Source organism: Marisediminitalea alba, assembly GCF_002993365.1.
In the GTDB taxonomy this organism is placed as follows: Bacteria; Pseudomonadota; Gammaproteobacteria; order Enterobacterales; family Alteromonadaceae; genus Alteromonas; species Alteromonas alba.
Map to the genome: position 1 here is coordinate 1 of NZ_PVNP01000133.1, position 19,609 is coordinate 19,609.

Below are 19,609 nucleotides of genomic sequence, written 5' to 3' on the forward strand. Positions count from 1 at the left end.
AGGTAACTTAAAGGGCGTAGGCCGAATTTACCAGCAGACCTTCGTTGATACGTACAGCAAAGTAGCGTTCGCTAAGCTCTACACAACGAAAACGCCAATCACATCGGCAGATGTATTAAATGACCGTGTATTGCCGTTCTTCGAGGCTCAGGAGCTGCCAATGTTACGGATTTTAACTGACCGAGGCACTGAGTATTGCGGCAAGGTTGAACAGCACGATTACCAGTTGTATCTGGCAATCAATGACATCGACCACACCAAGACCAAAGCGAGGCATCCGCAAACCAATGGTATATGTGAACGCTTCCACAAAACCATCTTAAATGAGTTCTATCAGGTAACGTTCCGCAAAAAGCTCTATGATTCACTGGAAATGTTGCAGAAAGATCTGGACGACTGGCTGGATTATTACAACAATGAACGGACCCATCAGGGCAAAATGTGCTGCGGCCGAACGCCAATGGAAACATTAACTGATGGAAAACGGGTTTGGGCTGAAAAGAATTTAGCTCAAATCTAACCTGACGCCGACACCAGAAAATCTGGGTAACTGTCAGATCAGGTCTGAGCTAGTACAGGTACACAACTGGACCGGGCAAGTCGCATCCGTACTCATATAAAACTATTCTACCTTGTGAATAACGATGTAAGTTTCACCATTTCCCTCACGTACTCGTAGACCAGAATTAGAATAATTCTCGCCCTCAGCCCTAGGGTTACCAAAATCAAAACGAGTTCGATTATATAATGTTCTGTAGCTCCAATGTCCCATACCTTGGTCGAATAGTATTCGGAAAGTTCCATTCTTTCTTGTGAACACAGTGAGTGCTCTACCATGTGGAAGATCACGTTTATCTATAAAATCATGGAAAACAGGTACGTTAGTTACGTCCTCTACCCCGTCAACAAATTCAATCCATTGATCTGTTGTTTCGAAGTCATCAGCGAAGCAAATAGGCTTTCGGGGCTTTGCAACAGGATAAGTAGTTTCAACTTCTGCATTGAAGCTACCAAATTTCTTATCTAGGGCAGCCATAATTTCCAGTACCAGAAGCACAGAAACAGGAGACATTAAATAGCGATCCTGGTAAATAACTCGGTCAATTCCATCACCGAACTCTTTTTCTAATAAGGGGGTAGTTTCCAGTACTAGTTCAACAAAAGTCTTCCCAAACAAACTAATATCCACACTTAACGGCGCAACATCAGTAATTATTCCAATATTATCCGCTAGTGACGACTTAATGGCTTTATCGGACAAATCAAACGGTAAAATGTCGATATCTAAATTACTATCATTACTTGTAATAAGAGACTCTTTCTCCGTATTTCCCCAATTATCATTCAGTGAAAGGCTTCCAATATCATCCGTCACATACCAATATTCGGTGCCCTTTATGAGGAGACGGAGAACAGGGAACACCCCTTTTGGAAGCTTCGAAACATCACTATAAACTCCAACCTGTATATCAGCATCAATATTCCGCTGTAGTTGCCAAGCAAGCTCTGGGTCGATCCCTTCCACAACATTACCAGCGAGTAGTAAACGAACTTTTGAACCTGAAAAAGATTTTAATTTCCGGAGAGTTGAGTTACTTGCAAGTTCCCAGTTTGTATCAGAAATAAAAACATCAATCTCCGTCGCTCTTGGTCCTTTCAAACTTAATAACGATTCAGCGTTCAGTAACTCACTTTGTGAATCAATCCCAAAGAAACGGCGGGTCTCAGGTACCTCAAGCCTTTTAATTAAACGAGTTTCGTCAAAAAAGGTGATGATTGCATGGCGGTTTAAGTGAGCGAGATGATGTTGGGTCTCAAAATCTAATAAACACCCATGACACGCTCTATCACATTTCCCAGTGCAATTCAGAGCAAAATCATAGGCTGCAGCAAGAATTTCAGGTAGCTTCTCTGCAAGTTGAGTCGCATAGCCAGCCCCTTGGGAGGCTTTGTCGAAAATAAAGATACTGGTTGCAGATTGCCCTTCTGGAGAGGTACGAGTTTGAACAGAAATACCCAGCTCTGAATCTGCAATACCTTCCTTTTCAGAAAAAGCGAAACGCATAGCTGTCGCAAGGCTAGTGCCAAGCTCCTTATCGGAAATCCAATGATTGGTCTCAGGGTTTCTTAACTGTAACTCCAGCATTGTTGTTACGGTGCCAAACCCCAAAACTAAGGGTGTTATTATCTCCTGAGTTTCTCTATTTATCTGACCTACCTTCATACTCCAGGGTTCATTCGGACAATTAGCGCTCCCCTGTTTATTGGTCCCCTGCAGACGTCGATGAACTTTTGTTATTCTAACGCGCTCCGCATCTGATATAGCAAGGCTTCCTTCTTGATTCGGCCAAGCCTCAAGTGTATGAGTACGCCCACAATGCCAACAGAATGCGAATCCAGCTCCTCTTCCGTCATTATAATGGAACAGATTACCGGATTGCGTGGCTCTGAAACGCCCATAATCTATTTTTCCTAGTGCCTGCCAATCTGACTCATCTATCGTAACCAACGGAGTTCTAAATTTTGCGTATTCTGGTTGCGTATAGTCATTGTGAAGCGGTGCATGATAATCCACTTGAAAGCCAGCAGGCACAATATATTCCATTCTTTTCAATTTTCTTGTGCACTCTGGACAATTATAGGGAAGTGAATGCACAGAATCGTGATGTGCTGTGTGGAAGCCACATTCACAATGGGCGATATAAGAGAGAGACTGAAGTTTTGACACTTCTTTTTCAGACTTTGGAATCTTCCATGACAGCTGTAGACCGGCGGAACGATAAACAGCACCATTTAGAACCACATCTTTACCCGGCTCATATTCTCTTATTGCCACATCAAGTGAACGAGATGGGTAATCAGGATTACTCCAATCTGACTTGCGACTTTTCTTACGGTCTTCATTTTTATTATTCGTGATAAGCTCCACGACATTTGTAGGGAATCCATATCCGGGTAAAAACCCCCTATTCGCCAGAACGCTAAGCAAGTATTCTTTCTTCATTCCTTCCAGCTGATTTTCAAGACGCTTATATGCACTATCTTTTATCTTATTACCGCTTTCGTCGAGTTCGACGCGGACGTCTGACTCCTCCAATAGTTGTGCAATAGCTTCGTAGCGCCCGTTCCAATGCTCGGTAACATCAGTAAGCTGCTCACGAGCACTCTGGATTATGCTAACTTCAGATAAGCTCTCCAACGCAGTGCCTCTAATAAGATTTTTGAGACCCGAAGCGAGAGCCTGTTGATTCAAAGCATCATCAGCAAGCCAGCGGTTGAATAGATCAGATTTGGAATACTCATAATCACTAAGAAAAAACTCACCGGCTTTAGACAAAATCAAATTGTCTTTTTTAAAAGTTGTAGTCAGGAAGTGGGCTAACAGATAAGCATTAACATGACGTCGAACTATAACCGCACTATCCAATGCAACTTTAGGCACCGGTGTGGGAGAAAATGGCCAGGTTGGGTCGGCAAAAATACGCTCACCGTGAGGATTGGCTTTACAAAAAGTCAGCACAACTGAGGTAGACTGATTTCTTCGGCCAGCTCGTCCGGCCCTTTGTAAATAGTTGGCCGTAGAGGGAGGTGCATTATTCATCGCGACCATGGAAAGTGAACCAATATCAACCCCCATTTCCATAGTGGTGGAACAATTTAGAACATTGAGAGCGTTACTTTTAAATGCTTTTTCGAATGTTTTCAGATTACCAGCGGCTTGCTGTGCCGAATGCTCTCTTGAGCGTATTAAAGCCGGGGGCTTCATTGCTGCATCATTTAAATCCCGCCACAACCCCTCAGATCTTAGAGACTGAATATCCGAGTCTGTTTGTAACCACTCTAATAAGTTGGTTATGACGTCGGTTTCTAGTCCTAAACATGCCTTATCAAGATGCGGAATTTCAACGGGAATATGCTCTATCCGAATATCTGCCAGTTGGAGGTTGCCAGTTGTGATTGGTGTGACACCAAAAGAATCCTCTAGCGCAGGCCCCATCATAGGAGTATCTAACCAGCGCTGCGTGAGTGGGCAAAGGTAAGCAGTAGCTATTAACTTGAAAGCTATTGACTCAAATTTTAACTGATATCCCTCACGCTTGAATGAAAATGTTTCATCACCAGCACGTACTTCTCTTTCTTCAAATTCGACCCATTCAAGAATACCCAATTCTTTGAGTGTGACAAAGGCACCATCGAGAATCAAATCAAAGGAACCTGGTTCACGCTCTCTGGAAAGCTTTGAAGCAACTTCTAACAGACGTACCAGTCTGTGAGGACGAGAGTCACGGGCACGAGGGACAACTTTATAAGCCGCTTTTTGCTGAGCCTCAACTGCAGGATCAGAGCTGTAAATAAAATTTTGAGGTTGTAAAAGTCGCGCAAATAACCGAGCCCCCATCCAGTTTTTTTCGTCTGGTTTAAGATCTACGATTGCTTCTTCACGAACATAGAAATCGAGAAAGATTTTCAGAAATATCTTCCACTGTTCAAATGTAAATCCGGACTTAAACCATATAGGTAGCTTTTCTCGCACAGAATCTTCGCTGAGATGCTCGATTTTAGGATATACAACTTGTACTAACCCCAAGCTTTCAAGGTTGTTTGAGTTTTGGGGTCGCCGGGCAAACTCCCTCATGAGAAATAAACGCCCCAGTTGCTTGGCACTTTCAAACTTTTCTTCTCGTTTTGCATATTCTCCGGGTAACTGGTCTTCATCAAAATTCCCATTCCCGGTAAGCAAGCGAATTTCTTCCCGCTCTGCAAATATTTCAACCATTTCAGACCATGTCACGGGTTTCGATGGAACATTACTCTTCTCTCTAATTCTGGCTATTTGCTCAGAAGCAATATCTGCATAATTAGGGTCCTGTAGGAGTTTTTCGAATTTTTCAATATCACTTAAATCCTTTTCAGATAACTCAGAATTATCAGGTAACTGACTAAGTAAATGGCGGTATACGACTGAACGGGTCCATCGACGTTCCGAATCCAGTTGTAGCCGCGCAGAAAAGCGAGCTGTACCCTGTCGACTATCTGTAAAGGTAATTAAACGACGACCAGCCATATCTTTCAGAGGGATTCCAGGAATGTGCCGAAGCATTTCTGGAACAATATTCCCCATTAAAAATGGCGAGCCCAGGATAGCTCTCTTGAATATTTTCCCCTCTTCGTTTTCAACTGAGTTGCAGCACGCACACCTTAATCCCGAATTATCATGTGACATCGTATAAAGAATTTTAACTCCCTCTAACTCAGTCTTTGAATGCGATAATTCACCATTGAATACTTTAATAATTGCATGAGTTGCGCCACCCAATTCAATATGGCGAGCGTCAGTTTCACTTATGCTCGTGTAGACTTGGACTATTTGATCGCGAACATCATTTACGCCAGGCATTAATTCATCTGTTAAATTAGCACCATCGATATGCTCTACCTCATCGGAAAATTCATCAACCTCTGGCAATTCCCGCGGCTTCAAACTAGTCCGCCCATCCTCAGATATATATCTAACAGCGCTTAGCGAAGGCTCATTACACCTAGCACAATGTGTTAATTCGAAAACAGGGTAATCACAACATTCGCATAGCTGGCGTTCATCGAGGTACACCTTACCAAATGGCCATTCTTTATCGAGTGAGGATACTGCCTTACCTGAACATTCAGGATTAACGCAAGCCCAGAGGCCACGCTGAGCCCGATGAAACAAATGAGCTCTAATGGGTAAAAAAGCATCACTATTTGAGTCACCATCCAAATAAGCATCAGTTGCAATATCAATGAGTTGAAGCGTATCTTTAATCTGCTTAGCCACTGAGTCATTTTCATCCAGCTCAGGATGCATATGAAAGCAAATGTCTCTCAATGTCATCGGCCCCTGAACTAGTTTTTCTCGAAGAGACCGCATAAGTGGCTGTTGTGATAGATTTTGAAAAACCTCCGCAGAGCCTAACGACGACAAGGTTTCTAATGATGTATCAGATGACAGGGAATTAAAGGCAGGTAGAGAGGGAACATACCTGTGCCCGCGAACAACTGAAATCTGTGTAATATCAATGCCAGCAAGGTCCGATAAAAATGCTTTTAACTTTTCATCAGTTTTACGCTGCTCTTTAGCATCCCCAATAGTTGCAGATGTTGCAACAAATCGAACATCCCGGGGCTGCACACCAAATGCCTGCATGGTACGACGTAATAGCAATGATGTTTCGGCAGCTGCAGAACCTATTAAAGTGTGTGCTTCATCGAGAATAATCCATTTTAATTTGCCCTGGCTTTTATCAATAATAGGCCTGTCTTCAGGACGAACAAGCATGTATTCAAGCATTGTTGCGTTAGTAACAAGTATAGGTGGAGGGCTTTCACGAATACTTTTACGATCACGGATTTCTTCTGGCTTTTCGGGACCATACCAAGCATCTTGGTTTTTAGTACGTTCAGAAATAGCTCTTTTAGGAGTTTCACCATTGTATAAGGCAAACCGAACTTTGCCTTCAAAGCCACGGGTCCACCCAATAAGGCGATCCCTTTGTGAATTAATTAAGGCATTCAGCGGGTAAAGCATAATAGCCTGCACCCCGACTAGTTGCTCATTGCTTGCATCAATCTGCTTAGCCATATCATTGAGCATCGGAACCATAAAACATTCAGACTTACCAGAGCCTGTTCCTGCAGTCACAATAACTGACTGAGGATTTTCTTGCCCTAAGACTTTCCATGCTTCAAGTTGATGGGTGTATGGTGCACGGTTTAATGGCCATCTAGGATCTTCTCCTTTTGGAAGGTTTTCATCATACTCGAGACGTTTTATTCCTTTAGCAATATCTTCATCACGCTCACTTGGATTAACAGGGGCATGCTCCATTACGTCAACCAGCTTCGGAGATAAAAAACCCCGCTGAGCAAGTTCAGACATTGTATTTTTACCGTCATCTCCACCAGCACTAGCCCACCCGAACGTACTTTCAATAAGTGGGTCGGAAAGAAAACCTGCGCCTTGTCCATATCCTTCATTAAAACTAGTCTGCAGATAGCTTCTTAATCCTGGATTTTTGACTTGCAACTGGTTGAGTACTGCTTCAGTGGATACTCTGCTTATTGAATGATAGAGATTACTTAGTGATATACTTTTCATAATGTGCCCTCGGGGTATTTAACAGAGTTATTATCAGACTCATCAAGACTTAAGATCTCACATGCCATGTGTGAGACGATCAGGGCGTTCTGAAGCCATTCGCGATCAAATTCGTCAATGCGTGCGATTACTTGGCTTAACTGAATCGCCACCCTTTTGTAGCGAGGCATTTGGTAATATTTTGATAAACAGAAGCCTAGTTTAAGTGGTACAGCCATTGTTATTGTCCACGCATCTTGTTTAGTGCGGTACTTGGCCGTTGCTGTTTCCGTAAACTTTATAAAACCATACAGTTCAGGAGGAAGATCAGAAGTAGGCCAAAATTGCTCAAGTGCATCCAGAAAATTTTCTGTTGTTCTTCTGGTACCAACACGACTAAGTAGCTTCCCTTCGTGTCTGTCCATCAAAAATTTTCTTTCTTGTTTAAAAAACGCTCCCACCGTTTGGTCATCAAGCCCTTCCGCTTTTAACAAAGGGTCATCCCAAATAGCGACAGGTTCAAACGCTGGTCTGTCAGTAGCTAAATATGCAAGATACTTAAAATAAGGCCCCTTCGTTTCAAATGGTAAGAATCTCCGAAAAACGAAATCCCAATAAGCGTCCACAGAAATCTCTCTCAGAGGCTCGGCATCTCTTTTAAATTTATCATAATATTGCTTGATAACATCAATCCAAACCCTGGGTTCAATTGAGTACCAAGACACCCCTAGCCTCTCTGCTAACTCCCAACCTTCATTAAACCTATCTTTGTATCTAAACAATAGCACTACAAGGGCTCTAAGATTACGCTGCATTGAAGTCATTGCGTAAAGAGATAATGGCTCTATTGAATCGATATGCTCCATCACTCCATCAATATAACACCACCCGGGATGATTAATATCGAAGCCCATATTTCTAATTGATTTGTTGAGACTAGCTAGTGATTCGTTATCTCTAGGGTCTAAATATTTCACCTTATATTGCAGTGAATTAGGGTTTAGCTTTTCTTCGTAAATATTTGCTTCACTGTTGTTTTCACTTAATGCATTCAATAGCTTTGAGCCTAGGTCACCAAGTGCTGATGGGGATTGTTCATTGAAAGGAATTGCATACTCTTTAATTCTGGGATGAACACTTAACGATGATTCAGCCCAGATTAACCAAGCTCCATAATCAATATCCTTGGGAGCTGGCAACTCAAAGCGCCACGTCGAAGCATTTATATCAACTGGTGAAAGCTCCAGAGGTTCTTGCTCTAAGTCCCAAATAGGTGAAAGATAAAGGATCGGAGAATCACTGTATTGAAGTGTCGGTGTTGGGCTGATGGTAAAGGCAGCCCGATTATCGACAAACTGAAGGTCGTGCTTGTACCGCGTTATTTTCGGAACTGTGCTGTTAATTTGAACACCACCGGCAAAGAATTCTACTCGCAGATAGCTGTCTAGTTTGTCAGTCAAACTAAAAAGCGTGCCAGCAAGCCGTGAGAGCTCCGTTCCAGGAATTAAACTAACGCCATTCGTCCACCTTACCTTTACAGACCTCTGCTCAGCCATTAGAAAATTTTCTCGGCCATCAACGTCAGCAGGCCCGTAGAGGTTGATGGCTAATTGTACAGACTGGATCTCTGACTCAGTTCTAATCATTACCTGAAGATTAGCTAAATCATTTAATGTCAGCTTTCCACGTTCCAGCTCATGATAATAAGCTCCTTTCCGGTCAGTAATGGCTGCTATGTTGAAAGATATAGGTAAAGTAAATTCACTTTCCGTCGCAAGATCTTCGTTCCATTTTATAGCAATACCAACGTTCTCTGCTCCGGGGTTTTTCGGTTCTAAAATGAGATGAGTTTCATCATTTATTTGAACCGGAGCGCTTTCAAGCCAATTCTCAAAGCCTGGCAACATCCCAATCATCGGAAGCCGGATATCCCGAATAGTCAATTTAAATTTTGAACCATCCACAGGAGCCAATCTATATTCGAAATCTTCCGGTAGCAGGATGCAAACGAACTCCCACAATACGATATTCTCTTTTTTCCAAACTAAGACGCCTCTCCCAATCGCACTTGTCGGGTCAGAAAGTTGAAAAAATTCCCCTGAACCTTTTTGATACCAAAAAAGTTCGCTTTGGGGTATTGGCTTCGAATCATCCAAGTGACTAAAGTTAATAGTGGGCAAACCTTTATATACCGGATAACTCGCACTAACCTCAGTAAACTCGGGAGTTTCAATTGTTATTTTGAAACGCTCATTTTCTCCCGAACTGCAACTAATAAAATAATCACCAGTCATTCCTTCTACTTTGACATGCCCTGATACTTCATACACACATAAGTCTGTGCCAATCAATTTACCTTCGCTTTTTACGCAGGCATTAGGATTAACCTCTGTAGGCTCAACAGAGGAAACAATAATCAACCTGTCTGATCTTGTTTTGATACTTCCCTGGCCAATACAGTTTAAAACCGTCCCAGTAGGCTCAAATATCCACGGTGTTTTATCATTCAAAGACTCCCCTTTGTAGTAGGTATCTTCAAGGAGGTGGCGACCATCGCTATCAATTGAGAAAATCAAATCACCAGCCGCAACAGAATTATTTATAGATGTTTGATATGAAGAAACTTGCCAGCCACCATTAGCTCCGTTGCGTAGAGTAAAACTTGCGGTTCGAAATCGATTACCATCACAAGTTTTTGTGGAGAGTAAAAACATAGAAGGTAACTGCATATCAGCTAACTGACGATTCAAATCTTCTGGGTGGATTTCTTTTGAAATATAAACGTCAGCAACTAAACGATAGTCTTCACCTACGGGAATAAGCTTGCGCTTGACCCTTATAGGGTTTAATTCTCTCCTCCTAAATTTTGATGCTCTGTTTAGTAATTTATTGATTAACGTTCTGGCTTCTTCATCGAGAACCAAAAACGGCAATTCGTCTCTCCATGTCGGATGTTCATTATCTAGTACTTTTACCGGATCTGAGTATAGCCCCAAGTTGTAATGGGATTTCCAGTCAAGCAGGCAATCTATAAGTTGAGTAACTAAATCAGCGAATGTTATTTGTTGCAGTGTAATTGGGAGATGACTAAGGGACTCTGCTGCAATGTTTACTAAAGAATCTGAATGTTGATAACGCTCATATTTACTCAACACACTTTCAAAATACTCCATAATATGAGATTCAGATTGCTGTAGTAAATCAGAGCGGGGAAATCCACCTTGAGACGCCAAACTGTCAAGGTAACGAGCACTATTACCAGTGTTATGCACACAGCATCCCCATTGCCTTAACCCGTTATTGACAAGCTCGATCCTATCCGTATGTGTTAAGTCACTAGCTTTTATAACAGATAATAGGGGCTCCCACCTAGGCCGCCCTTGGCTATTTCTTTGAAGCCAAGTGGCTGCATATAGAACAAAAGCTTTGGAAAAGATATTCCAATATAACTTTAGTACTTTATTTAATGTTAGTTCACTGATAATTCGGACTAAGACATATTGTAATTCCTGAAACTCTGCATCTGTGACTTTATAAGCCCAAAGAGGGCTACCAAGAGTGATAAATTTTCGACTTTTTCTTATCTTCTCTAAACACGAGTCTATGTTTACTTTGTCTGCCATAGTCCAAACCTCCATGTCCTAATACCTCGACAACTGGTAGTTATATAAACATACCGACATGAACTATAACGCGTTTAATTGAAGTATGCAGCAAGTACAAATTATTGAATTTAGCTCCTATGAGCGTCGGGCGTCTTTCATTCTCTCAAACAAATTACATAAAAACATAGATAGAAAAATACCTGTAAAAGCAGGTTTAGGGCTGGGAGTTTGGCAGGATAAAAACTGAAGAAAGACCGGGAGGTATAAAGCTCTATCAATAATTAATAGAGCTCCCATCACAATATAAGCGTACATTCTATGCCAGCTTTCTTGCAAGATCCGCTGGCCGAAGGTGAGTGTATCTCTTTAAAGAAGCGAGGTCTTTATGACCAGTAATTGCCGAGACTTCCATTAGTTGTAAGCCCTTCTCGAAAAATCGGCTGGTTGCCTCATGTCGCAAATCATGAAATCTCAGATCGTCAAGGCCAGCACGACTGGTTACCCGTCTAAATGCCTGTCCTACCGAGTCCCCCCGAATGTCGAATATTTTTCCGGAAAAGCGTCTCTCCTGGCTCAGAATAAGATCCCGGGCTTTAGGTGATAATGGAACTGTTCTGCTCTCTCCATTTTTCGTATCTGGCAAAAATACCGTCGAATCCTTCAAATCAAAATGCATCCATTCCATTCCAATGATCTCACTACGTCGCATTCCTGTTTCTATAGCTAAAAGCACGATATCGTGAATTTTCCCGCCATAAGCTTTTGCTGCATTCAAAAGTTTAGCTTCTTCGCCAAACTTCAGACGACGATCCCTCGCTTTACCTTTCACTGGCAGTGCAACTGAAGACAGAGGGTTTCCTCTGGGTAAGTGGATCTGCCACTCACGCATGGCATAGTCAACAAATCTTCGGAGTAAGTTCATTTCTTTTCGAACCGTATCCCCTGAGACTTGTTCAAGACGGTAGGCTTTGTACTCCCGAACCGACTCTACTGATAAATCTATAAGGCGAAATGATTTAAAGACCTTTTTCAGGCGGTCTACCATGTAATGTAAGTTATCAGCAGATTTTTTCCGGATCAGTACTTCCGTCCAGTAACGCTCCAGACCATCGAGCATTGTTAAAGATTCAGCGGCTGAAGTAGATTGGAAAATAGATTGGTCCATAGCTCTTTCAATGTCGCGAGCCCACTTCACAGCATCCGATTTCTTATCAAACGTTTTACTTTGAGTCTGGTAACCTTTTCGCCGACATTTTGCCTGCCATTTGCCATTTTCTCTTTTGGTAATCGTTGCCATACAACCTCCCTTTATATGCCGAACCGACGAATACAATTATCGCCAAACCAGTGAAAGGAAGCTGAGACAAAAACAGACTGAGTTTTGTCTTGGATAGTGAAGTAGCTCTTATTATCTAAGCAATATTTAACGTGAAACATTTGATGCCTCTCAGTGACAGAAAAGACGCTCAAAAAAACTGAGTGTCCCGATTTTGTCCCTGGGGCTATTTGAGAGGATGGCCCACCCGAGAGGATTCGAACCTCTGACCTATGCCTCCGGAGGGCATCGCTCTATCCAGCTGAGCTACGGGTGGTCACATTTTTAAAACTCTTTAAGGTTGGCAATCACTAACTTTCATCAACAAAACAATTAATAAAGTCAGCCTGCCTAACTATACCATTTCTCGCTACCCTTTGTTGCGATCTCCCCTTCCGGAGGGCAACGCTCTATCCAGCTGAGCTACGGGTGCTTTCTGTGTAAACGGCTAGGAACCGTCTAGTGTGGCGCATTATAGGAGTTCATCTGGTTAATTTACAGTAAAAAATGAAAATGCCGGTGCTGATGTTTAAAAATCAGGCAAATTTGGCTTTTGCTTCGCGTTCTGAATTGGCTTAGTCTGGTTTTAACAATAAAGGATGTTAAGTGTATGTCTCGAATTTGGCAGGTTATTTTAGGTGGTTGTCTGAGCGCAGTGGTTTCATTCTCTGCCCTGGCTGATGAGCATAGTGATTTGGATTTTTACCATAACGTGTTTAGCGCGCCACCGCTGTTACCAACGCCCTTTGAACCAAGCTGCGTAAAGCCCGATTGTAATGCCAGGTTGATGCCCGGTGTGTCGATGACTCGTGCTGAGCCTAACCCGGCGTATTTTACTGTTGCGCAATCTGGCATTGAACCTGGTTGGGAAGAACGGGTAGCCAGTGACTGGAACTACTTTAATGTGCCTGCTTCACTGGGCAAAATTACCCTGATTGATTTTGGCGCCACGCCCGATGGCACCGGCTACCGCTATCTGGCGAATGCCAATACTCAGGATGCGCTTTATGAGCCCTGGAGCTCTTCTAAAATTATGGCCTTCGCCGGGGCGCTGGCGACGATTGGCCGGGAAGTGAGTGCCTCTACGCTGGTGGGTGATGTAAAGCTGGGCGATCTGATCACCAGTATTAACAGTTATGCGCGGTCGGGTAAGGCAGATGGCAACTCCAATGCCATTGCCACCTACTTTGCCAACATTGCCGGGCGGGAATTTTTAACCGGCTTATTTCATGATAAATGGCTTAATATGAACAATCCGGCCATTCGCTTTCGGGGGGCATATGGGCCTACTGCGTTTGATCCTGGCGCTGCGGAGTGGCAGTTCGATTTACGCAATAAACTGGCGGTGGAGCCGTTTGCAGAGGCCAGCGACGATCCTTTCTATCAGTCTTACCGCTGCGATGGGTGTGGTTTAACCGGCAATAAGCCCATGACCACACTGGCTCAGGCTGAGTTTTTAAAGCGCATGGTTACCCATAACTCAGAGCCACAAACCCGTTTACCGGGCTTTATGCCCTCTCACCTTGAAATGCTGTTATACGGTGTTGGCCATAGTAATTCGGTGGTCGAGGCCGGCGGCATGCAGGCGGGTATCGGCGTGCTGTTGGCACGAGCCATTGCTGATGCGCTGGCGCCTGGTTCCGATACTCCGGCAAATGAGGTGCTGGATGAATTAACTGGCGGCAGATGGCGCATCTTTCAGAAAATTGGTGCCGGGCCCAGTGAAACCCGCGGCCAAAGCGAAACCGTATTATTGGCTCATGTGATGCTGCCACTTAATGAAGGCCCCGCGCGGGAGTTTACCCTGGCGGTGCAAACCGAGGTAGAAGGTAACAGCGAAGCCGGTGTTGGCCGGGCTGGCAAAAAAATGCAACAGTTGCTGAATATTGCCATGGCCCAATTGCTTGGCGAAAAGTCATCTAAAATGGCTGCCCGGCAGTAAAAAAGGTTGCCCGTAAGCGACACAGCGGCAAAAAATCCAATTTTTATTGGCTTTTTGTCGGATAAGGACTAATCAATTAGTCTCAAACAGTTGTCGCGGCTGGATTAACCTTTATAATCATGCGGATTATTTATTTTTCAGACCAAAATTGCCTGGAGACGATTGTGAAATTAAAAACGTGGTTAGGTATGGGCGCTGTAGTACTGGCAGCTTTTGCGGTAAACGCTCAGGAAATGTCAGACGAGGCGATCAAAGAGCGTATTAAGCCAGTTGGCTCTGTGCACGTTGCAGGCGCTGCGGCCGCTGCACCAGCTGGTGCAATGTCGGGTGAAGACGTATTTAACAAAGCGTGTGTTGCTTGTCACGCTGCCGGTGTACTGGGTGCACCTCGTGTAAACAACGCGGCCGACTGGGCGCCTCGCCTGGAAAAAGGTTTCGACGCTGTATTAGCCAATGCGATTAACGGTTTCAATGCCATGCCTCCTCGTGGTACCTGTGCCAGCTGTAGCGATGACGACATCAAAGCAGCAATTGAGTACATGACCGAAGAGCTCTAACACTCGGTAACACCGACAACCTGCATGTTTTGCGCAACTTCGGCGCATTTCGAAACCAAAACGGCAGGTTGTTGGTGAATACACTCCCTCCAAAGCTCTGGCAAAATTATCCACAATAGAGTAAGTTATTCGTTTTACTCTAGCGGATTGCCGGCTGCTGTTTTTTATGTCATCTGAGCCAACAAAATACGAGTTGTCAGAAGCGGAATTAAGAGAGCTTATCCCGCAGCTGCAGCAGTTAACTGATAAATACAAGCGTGCTGAAAGAGTTCAGAAAGCGCTGTTTAACATATCAGAGCTGGCCAGTTCCGTTAGTAACCTGTCTCGCCTCTATCCTGCTATTCATGAAATCATCGCCGACTTTATGGATGCGGAGAACTTTTTTGTTGCCTTTTACTCGCCTGATACCACCATGGTGGACATGGCCTACTTTGTTGATGAATTCGATGAACAGGTGGTTAAGCAACTGCCCGCCGAAGAACTCAAAAAAGGCCTCACTGGTTATATTCTTGAGTCGGGTAATCACGTTTTCTACCGCAATGAAAACCAGGACGAGTTTGATAAAGACCATAAAGTTGAGCTGATTGGCAGTCAGCCCCACCAGCTTTTAGGCGTGCCGTTAAAACGCGGTAGCCAGGTCATTGGTGCCATGGTGGTACAAACCTACGACGACAACGTGAGTTACACCCAGGAAGATCTGGAAGTGCTGCTGTTTGTTTCCCAGCACATTGTCACCACCGTCGACCGGGTTAAAAACCGCGAGCTTACCGAGCGCACTATTCGTGAACGTACCCGTCAGTTACGCCAGATAAACGACGACCTGCAGGAAGAAATCCTTGAGCGCCAGAAAGTCGAGGCGCTGCAACAGGCCCTGTTTGAGATCTCTGAGCTGTCGGCCAACGCCAGCCGCAACATGGACTCCTTTTACTCCAGTTTGCATGAAATTATTGCCCGGCTGATAAGCGCGCCTAACTGCTATATTGCTATCCTCGATGAATCTAAGCAGTTCCTGAACTTCCCCTATTTCAGTGATACCCAGGATGAAACACCGGGTACCCGACCCTTAGGCTTTGGCTTAACCGAATTTGTTATTCGCCGTGGCCAGGCGGAGTTGATCGACCCGTCACGTATTTTATCGCTCACCGAAGACGGCGAAATTGACGTTACCGTGGCCCAGCGTATTCTAAAACAGGCTAACTCCTGGCTGGGCTCACCGCTTATTATTGATGGCGAAGTGTATGGTGTTATTGCCGTGCAAACCTATGGTAAGTCGGCCAAGTACACCCCGCGCGATTTGGAATTAATGCGCTTTGTATCGCACCATATTGCCGTTGCGCTGGAGCGTAAATTCCGTGCCGAAGCCATGCATGCCTACAGCGAACAGCTTGAAGAGCGGGTTAAAGAGCGCACTATCGAGCTTAACCGGGCCAATGATGTGCTGCGCCAGCAAATTGAAGAGCGTAAGGAAATAGAGCGCAAGCTTATCCACGACGCCCATCACGATACCCTTACCGACCTGCCTAACCGCTCGATGTTTGCCAGCCGACTGGAGCTGGCCATTGCCTATAAACAGCGCTATCCGGAAAACCTGTTTGCGGTACTGTTTATCGATTTAGACCGGTTTAAAATTATTAACGATACCCTTGGCCATCATGCCGGCGATGAATTCTTAATTGAGGTATCCAAGCGGATTACCAAGTGTATCCGGGGCCACGATTTACTGGCCAGACACGGCGGCGACGAATTTGTGCTGCTGCTGGATAACTTTGAATATACCTCCGACGTGGAAGAAATCTCCGCGCGCATTATCGACTCGATTTCGGAGCCGTTTATTCTCGACGACAAAGAGATGTATTCCGGCGCCAGTATCGGGATAGCCCATGTAGAAACCTACTACCGCAGCGCCGATGAGGTGATCCGCGACGCCGATGCCGCCATGTATCAGGCCAAATCGCTGGGCCGTGGCCGGTTGGTGATATTCGATAAGAGTATGCGTGAGCGTCTGCTGGAAGAGCTGGAGCTGGAAAACGAATTTCGCCGTTCACTGCGCGACCGGGAATTTGAATGTTACCTGCAACCGGTTATTAATCTCAACACCAAGCAGCCGCTGTATCACGAAATATATGTGCGCTGGGTGCATCCGTCGCTGGGTAAAATCTCCCGCGAGCAATTCCGTCAGGTAGCTGAACAAAGTGGCTTAATTCTGGAGCTGGATCTTTATCAGTTGCGGGCTGCCTGCGAATTACTGAAAACCTGGCCGGACGCCGAACGGGTAGGTTACGAACCGAAGATTGCGGTGAATGTATCCATTAACCATTTATTGCAGAGCTCACTGGTACAGAAGATTCTTAACGTGATCGGTGAAGCCGGCGTGTCGCCTGCGGCATTAGTATTTGAGTTCGACGAGAACGATCTGAACCGCCGCTCACAATACATTTTACCGGCGATTAAAAAGCTAAAACGCGCCGGTGTTACATTAGTGCTGGATAACTTTGGTAGCGGCCTGGCCTCGCTGAGTTATTTATTCTCCTACCCGTTTGATTACATCAAGATTGATCACCGCTTTATTAAATCACTGCCGCGTTCTCTGCGTAATTTAAGGCTGATCCAGTCGATCATGCTGATTTCCGGGCACCTCAAGTTCGACGTGATTGCCGAAGGTATCGACAGCTACTCACAGCTTGAGGCGTTAACCGAAATTGAGTGTGTTTACGGCCAGGGCAAGTACCTGGAAAGCTCGCAGTTACTGCCGGCACTGAATCAGTCGAGCGCCTAAGACCTACCCAGCATTTCGCGGATATTGGCAATGCTGGCCTGGCCTTTTTGCTGGCGTTCCTCGGCAGTGACCTTGCGTTTTTTCTCTTCCCATTCCAGATCGTCAGTTGGCAGTTCGTATAAGAAACGGCTGGGCTCCGGCTGGATAACTTCACCAAACTGACGACGCTCTTTCGACAAAGTAAAAATCAGCTCCCGCTGGGCACGGGTGATCCCTACGTAAGCCAGGCGGCGCTCTTCTTCTACGTTATCCTCATCGATGCTGCTCTGGTGCGGCAGCAGGCCTTCTTCCATGCCTACCAGAAACACAATGGGAAACTCCAGGCCTTTGGAAGCATGTAAGGTCATCAGCTGTACCTGGTCGGCCTCGGCTTCTTCTTCGCCGCGCTCCATCATGTCCCGTAAGATTAAGCGGTTAACCACTTCTGGCAGGGTCATGGGTGCGTTGAGTTCATCGCCTTCGAGCATATCTGTTACCCAGCCAAACAACGTACTCACATTGGCCATGGCCATTTCGGCGGCCTTGGGGCTGGTGCTGTGCTCATAGAGCCACTCTTCGTAACTCATGGCGCGGATCATGTTGCGAAGTACCGCTGCGGTATCGCCGCGCACCGCTTCGTCGGAGAGCGACACAATCCAGCGCGCAAAATTATGCACGGCCAGATAGCCTTTGCCGCTCAGAACTGAATTAAGGTTGTCGTGGCAGGCGGCCTCAAACATCGACACACCCAGTTCATTCGCAAAGTTACCGAGCTTTTCCAGCGTGGCGCGGCCAATCCCCCGGCTGGGCGTATTGATCACCCGAAGCAGGGCGTTATCGTCGTCCTGGTTTACCAGCAAACGCAGGTAAGCCATGATGTCTTTCACTTCGGTACGGCCAAAGAACGACATCCCGCCGCTGATTTTGTAAGGAATACGGTTACTCATCAGCAGCTTTTCAAACAGCCGGCTCTGGTGGTTACCGCGATACAAAATCGCGTAATCCTTAAATTTGGTGCGATTGGTAAATTTATGGGCCAGCAGTTCGGCTACCACCCGCTCGGCTTCATGTTCTTCGTTTTTGGCCATTAACACCCGTAGCGGCACACCGTAATCGAGGGCCGAGAACAGGGTTTTGTCGAACATGTGCGGGTTGTTCTGAATAAGAATGTTAGCGCAGTGCAGAATACGCCCTGAAGAACGGTAGTTTTGCTCCAGCTTGATCACTCTTAAGCGGGGAAAGTCTTGCTGCAACAAATTCAGGTTTTGCGGCCGCGCGCCACGCCAGGAATAAATCGACTGGTCGTCGTCGCCAACCACGGTAAACCGGGCCCGTTCGCCAACCAGCAGTTTTACCAGTTCGTACTGGCTGGTGTTGGTATCCTGATACTCATCCACCAGCAGATAGCGGATTTTGCTTTGCCATTTGGTGCGGGCTTTTTCATCCACTTTGAGCAGCAGCGTGGGCAGCATGATCAAATCATCAAAATCCAGCGCATTGTAGGCGCGCAGATGGTTCTGATACTGCTGATAATACTCCGCAAACTCTTTTTCGCCCTGGCTCACTGCCTGCTTTAGCAGTATTTCCGGGGTTAACAGATCGTTTTTCCAGTTGGAGATGCAGCTTTGCAGTAATTTGAGCTGATCTTTATCGCCGTCGAGTGAGTGGGCGGTGAGGTCGTCCAGCAGCGCCATGCTGTCTTTATCGTCAAACAGCGAGAAACCGGCCTTTAGGCCGAGCGCTTTCACTTCTGACTTAATAATATTTAAGCCCAGAGTATGAAACGTGGAGACTTTCAGGCCTCTGGCTTCTACTTTGCCCAGGGTCTGCCCTACCCGCTCTTTCATCTCCCGCGCCGCTTTGTTGGTAAAGGTAACCGCGGCGATATAGCGGGCCGGCATGTCGCACTGGCGCACCAGATGAGCAATTTTGTTGGTGATCACCCGGGTTTTACCACTGCCGGCACCGGCGAGTACCAGGCATGGGCCGGATACAAAGGTAACAGCGGATTCTTGGGCGGGATTAAGCTTCATTAACGGGTATTCTCAACAACAAAGGGAAATGGCAACGGTAAAAGCGGTATTGTAATCGACCCATGCCCACAGGGCAAGATCGTACTTTTGTTAAATTACTCTGATATCTGATCGATTTAATTCGTTATATTTATCATCATTAGTGTGATCAAATAGTTTTTTTGATGACACGAGTTAATTATGAGTTTTCTAAGCCATTTTTCAGAAGTTACCGATCCCCGCACGCAAATTAATGTTCAACATGACTTTATTGATGTGATATTTCTGACTGTGAGTGCAGTCCTTTCT

The 19,609-nt window shown here is 45.3% G+C and carries 8 protein-coding genes and 1 tRNA gene; 4 read left to right on the plus strand and 5 right to left on the minus strand.

What is annotated here, in order from left to right:
• A partial coding sequence (locus tag C6Y40_RS12385) for an integrase core domain-containing protein (protein ID WP_146129523.1) occupies positions 1-520 on the plus strand: 520 nt, incomplete at its 5' end.
• A 102-nt stretch (positions 521-622) separates the two neighbouring features.
• Here the strand turns inward: C6Y40_RS12385 and C6Y40_RS12390 are convergent.
• The 4 genes from C6Y40_RS12390 to C6Y40_RS12405 all read right to left on the minus strand — a co-directional run bounded on the left by C6Y40_RS12390 (position 623) and on the right by C6Y40_RS12405 (position 12,311).
• On the minus strand, positions 623-7,135 hold the full coding sequence (locus tag C6Y40_RS12390) for a DEAD/DEAH box helicase (RefSeq protein WP_105934851.1): 6,513 nt from the start codon (positions 7,133-7,135) through the stop codon (positions 623-625).
• The gene (locus C6Y40_RS12395) at positions 7,132-10,737 is read right to left on the minus strand and encodes an STY4851/ECs_5259 family protein (protein ID WP_146129563.1); all 3,606 of its coding nucleotides are present in this window, start codon (positions 10,735-10,737) and stop codon (positions 7,132-7,134) included. The genes C6Y40_RS12390 and C6Y40_RS12395 overlap by 4 nt, the downstream gene beginning before the upstream one ends.
• 298 nt (positions 10,738-11,035) lie before the next feature.
• On the minus strand, positions 11,036-12,016 hold the full coding sequence (locus C6Y40_RS12400) for a tyrosine-type recombinase/integrase (protein WP_105934853.1): 981 nt from the start codon (positions 12,014-12,016) through the stop codon (positions 11,036-11,038).
• A 218-nt stretch (positions 12,017-12,234) separates the two neighbouring features.
• Positions 12,235-12,311 (minus strand) — tRNA-Arg (locus C6Y40_RS12405).
• A 333-nt stretch (positions 12,312-12,644) separates the two neighbouring features.
• Here C6Y40_RS12405 and C6Y40_RS12410 point away from each other — a divergent pair.
• From C6Y40_RS12410 to C6Y40_RS12420, 3 genes are all read left to right on the plus strand, one after another.
• The gene (locus C6Y40_RS12410; protein WP_105934854.1) at positions 12,645-13,976 is read left to right on the plus strand and encodes a hypothetical protein; all 1,332 of its coding nucleotides are present in this window, start codon (positions 12,645-12,647) and stop codon (positions 13,974-13,976) included.
• A 164-nt stretch (positions 13,977-14,140) separates the two neighbouring features.
• Positions 14,141-14,533, plus strand: coding sequence for a c-type cytochrome (locus C6Y40_RS12415; protein WP_105934857.1), 393 nt, complete (start codon positions 14,141-14,143; stop codon positions 14,531-14,533).
• A 166-nt stretch (positions 14,534-14,699) separates the two neighbouring features.
• A complete protein-coding gene (locus C6Y40_RS12420; protein WP_105934855.1) occupies positions 14,700-17,309 on the plus strand; it encodes a sensor domain-containing diguanylate cyclase in 2,610 nt (869 codons plus the stop codon).
• Here C6Y40_RS12420 and rep read toward each other — a convergent pair.
• Positions 17,306-19,321 carry a DNA helicase Rep gene (gene rep / locus C6Y40_RS12425; RefSeq protein WP_105934856.1) on the minus strand — a complete coding sequence of 672 codons (2,016 nt, stop codon included), beginning with the start codon at positions 19,319-19,321 and terminating at the stop codon, positions 17,306-17,308. The two genes, C6Y40_RS12420 and rep, sit on opposite strands and share 4 nt — an antisense overlap.
• Between the last annotated feature and the right edge of the window lie 288 nt (positions 19,322-19,609).

Coding starts and splice junctions, on each gene's coding strand:
- C6Y40_RS12390 (WP_105934851.1), bottom strand. CDS start 7,135: ATGAAAAGTATATCACTAAGTAATCTCTATCATTCAATAAGCAGAGTA.
- C6Y40_RS12395 (WP_146129563.1), bottom strand. CDS start 10,737: ATGGCAGACAAAGTAAACATAGACTCGTGTTTAGAGAAGATAAGAAAA.
- C6Y40_RS12400 (WP_105934853.1), bottom strand. CDS start 12,016: ATGGCAACGATTACCAAAAGAGAAAATGGCAAATGGCAGGCAAAATGT.
- C6Y40_RS12410 (WP_105934854.1), top strand. CDS start 12,645: ATGTCTCGAATTTGGCAGGTTATTTTAGGTGGTTGTCTGAGCGCAGTG.
- C6Y40_RS12420 (WP_105934855.1), top strand. CDS start 14,700: ATGTCATCTGAGCCAACAAAATACGAGTTGTCAGAAGCGGAATTAAGA.
- rep (WP_105934856.1), bottom strand. CDS start 19,321: ATGAAGCTTAATCCCGCCCAAGAATCCGCTGTTACCTTTGTATCCGGC.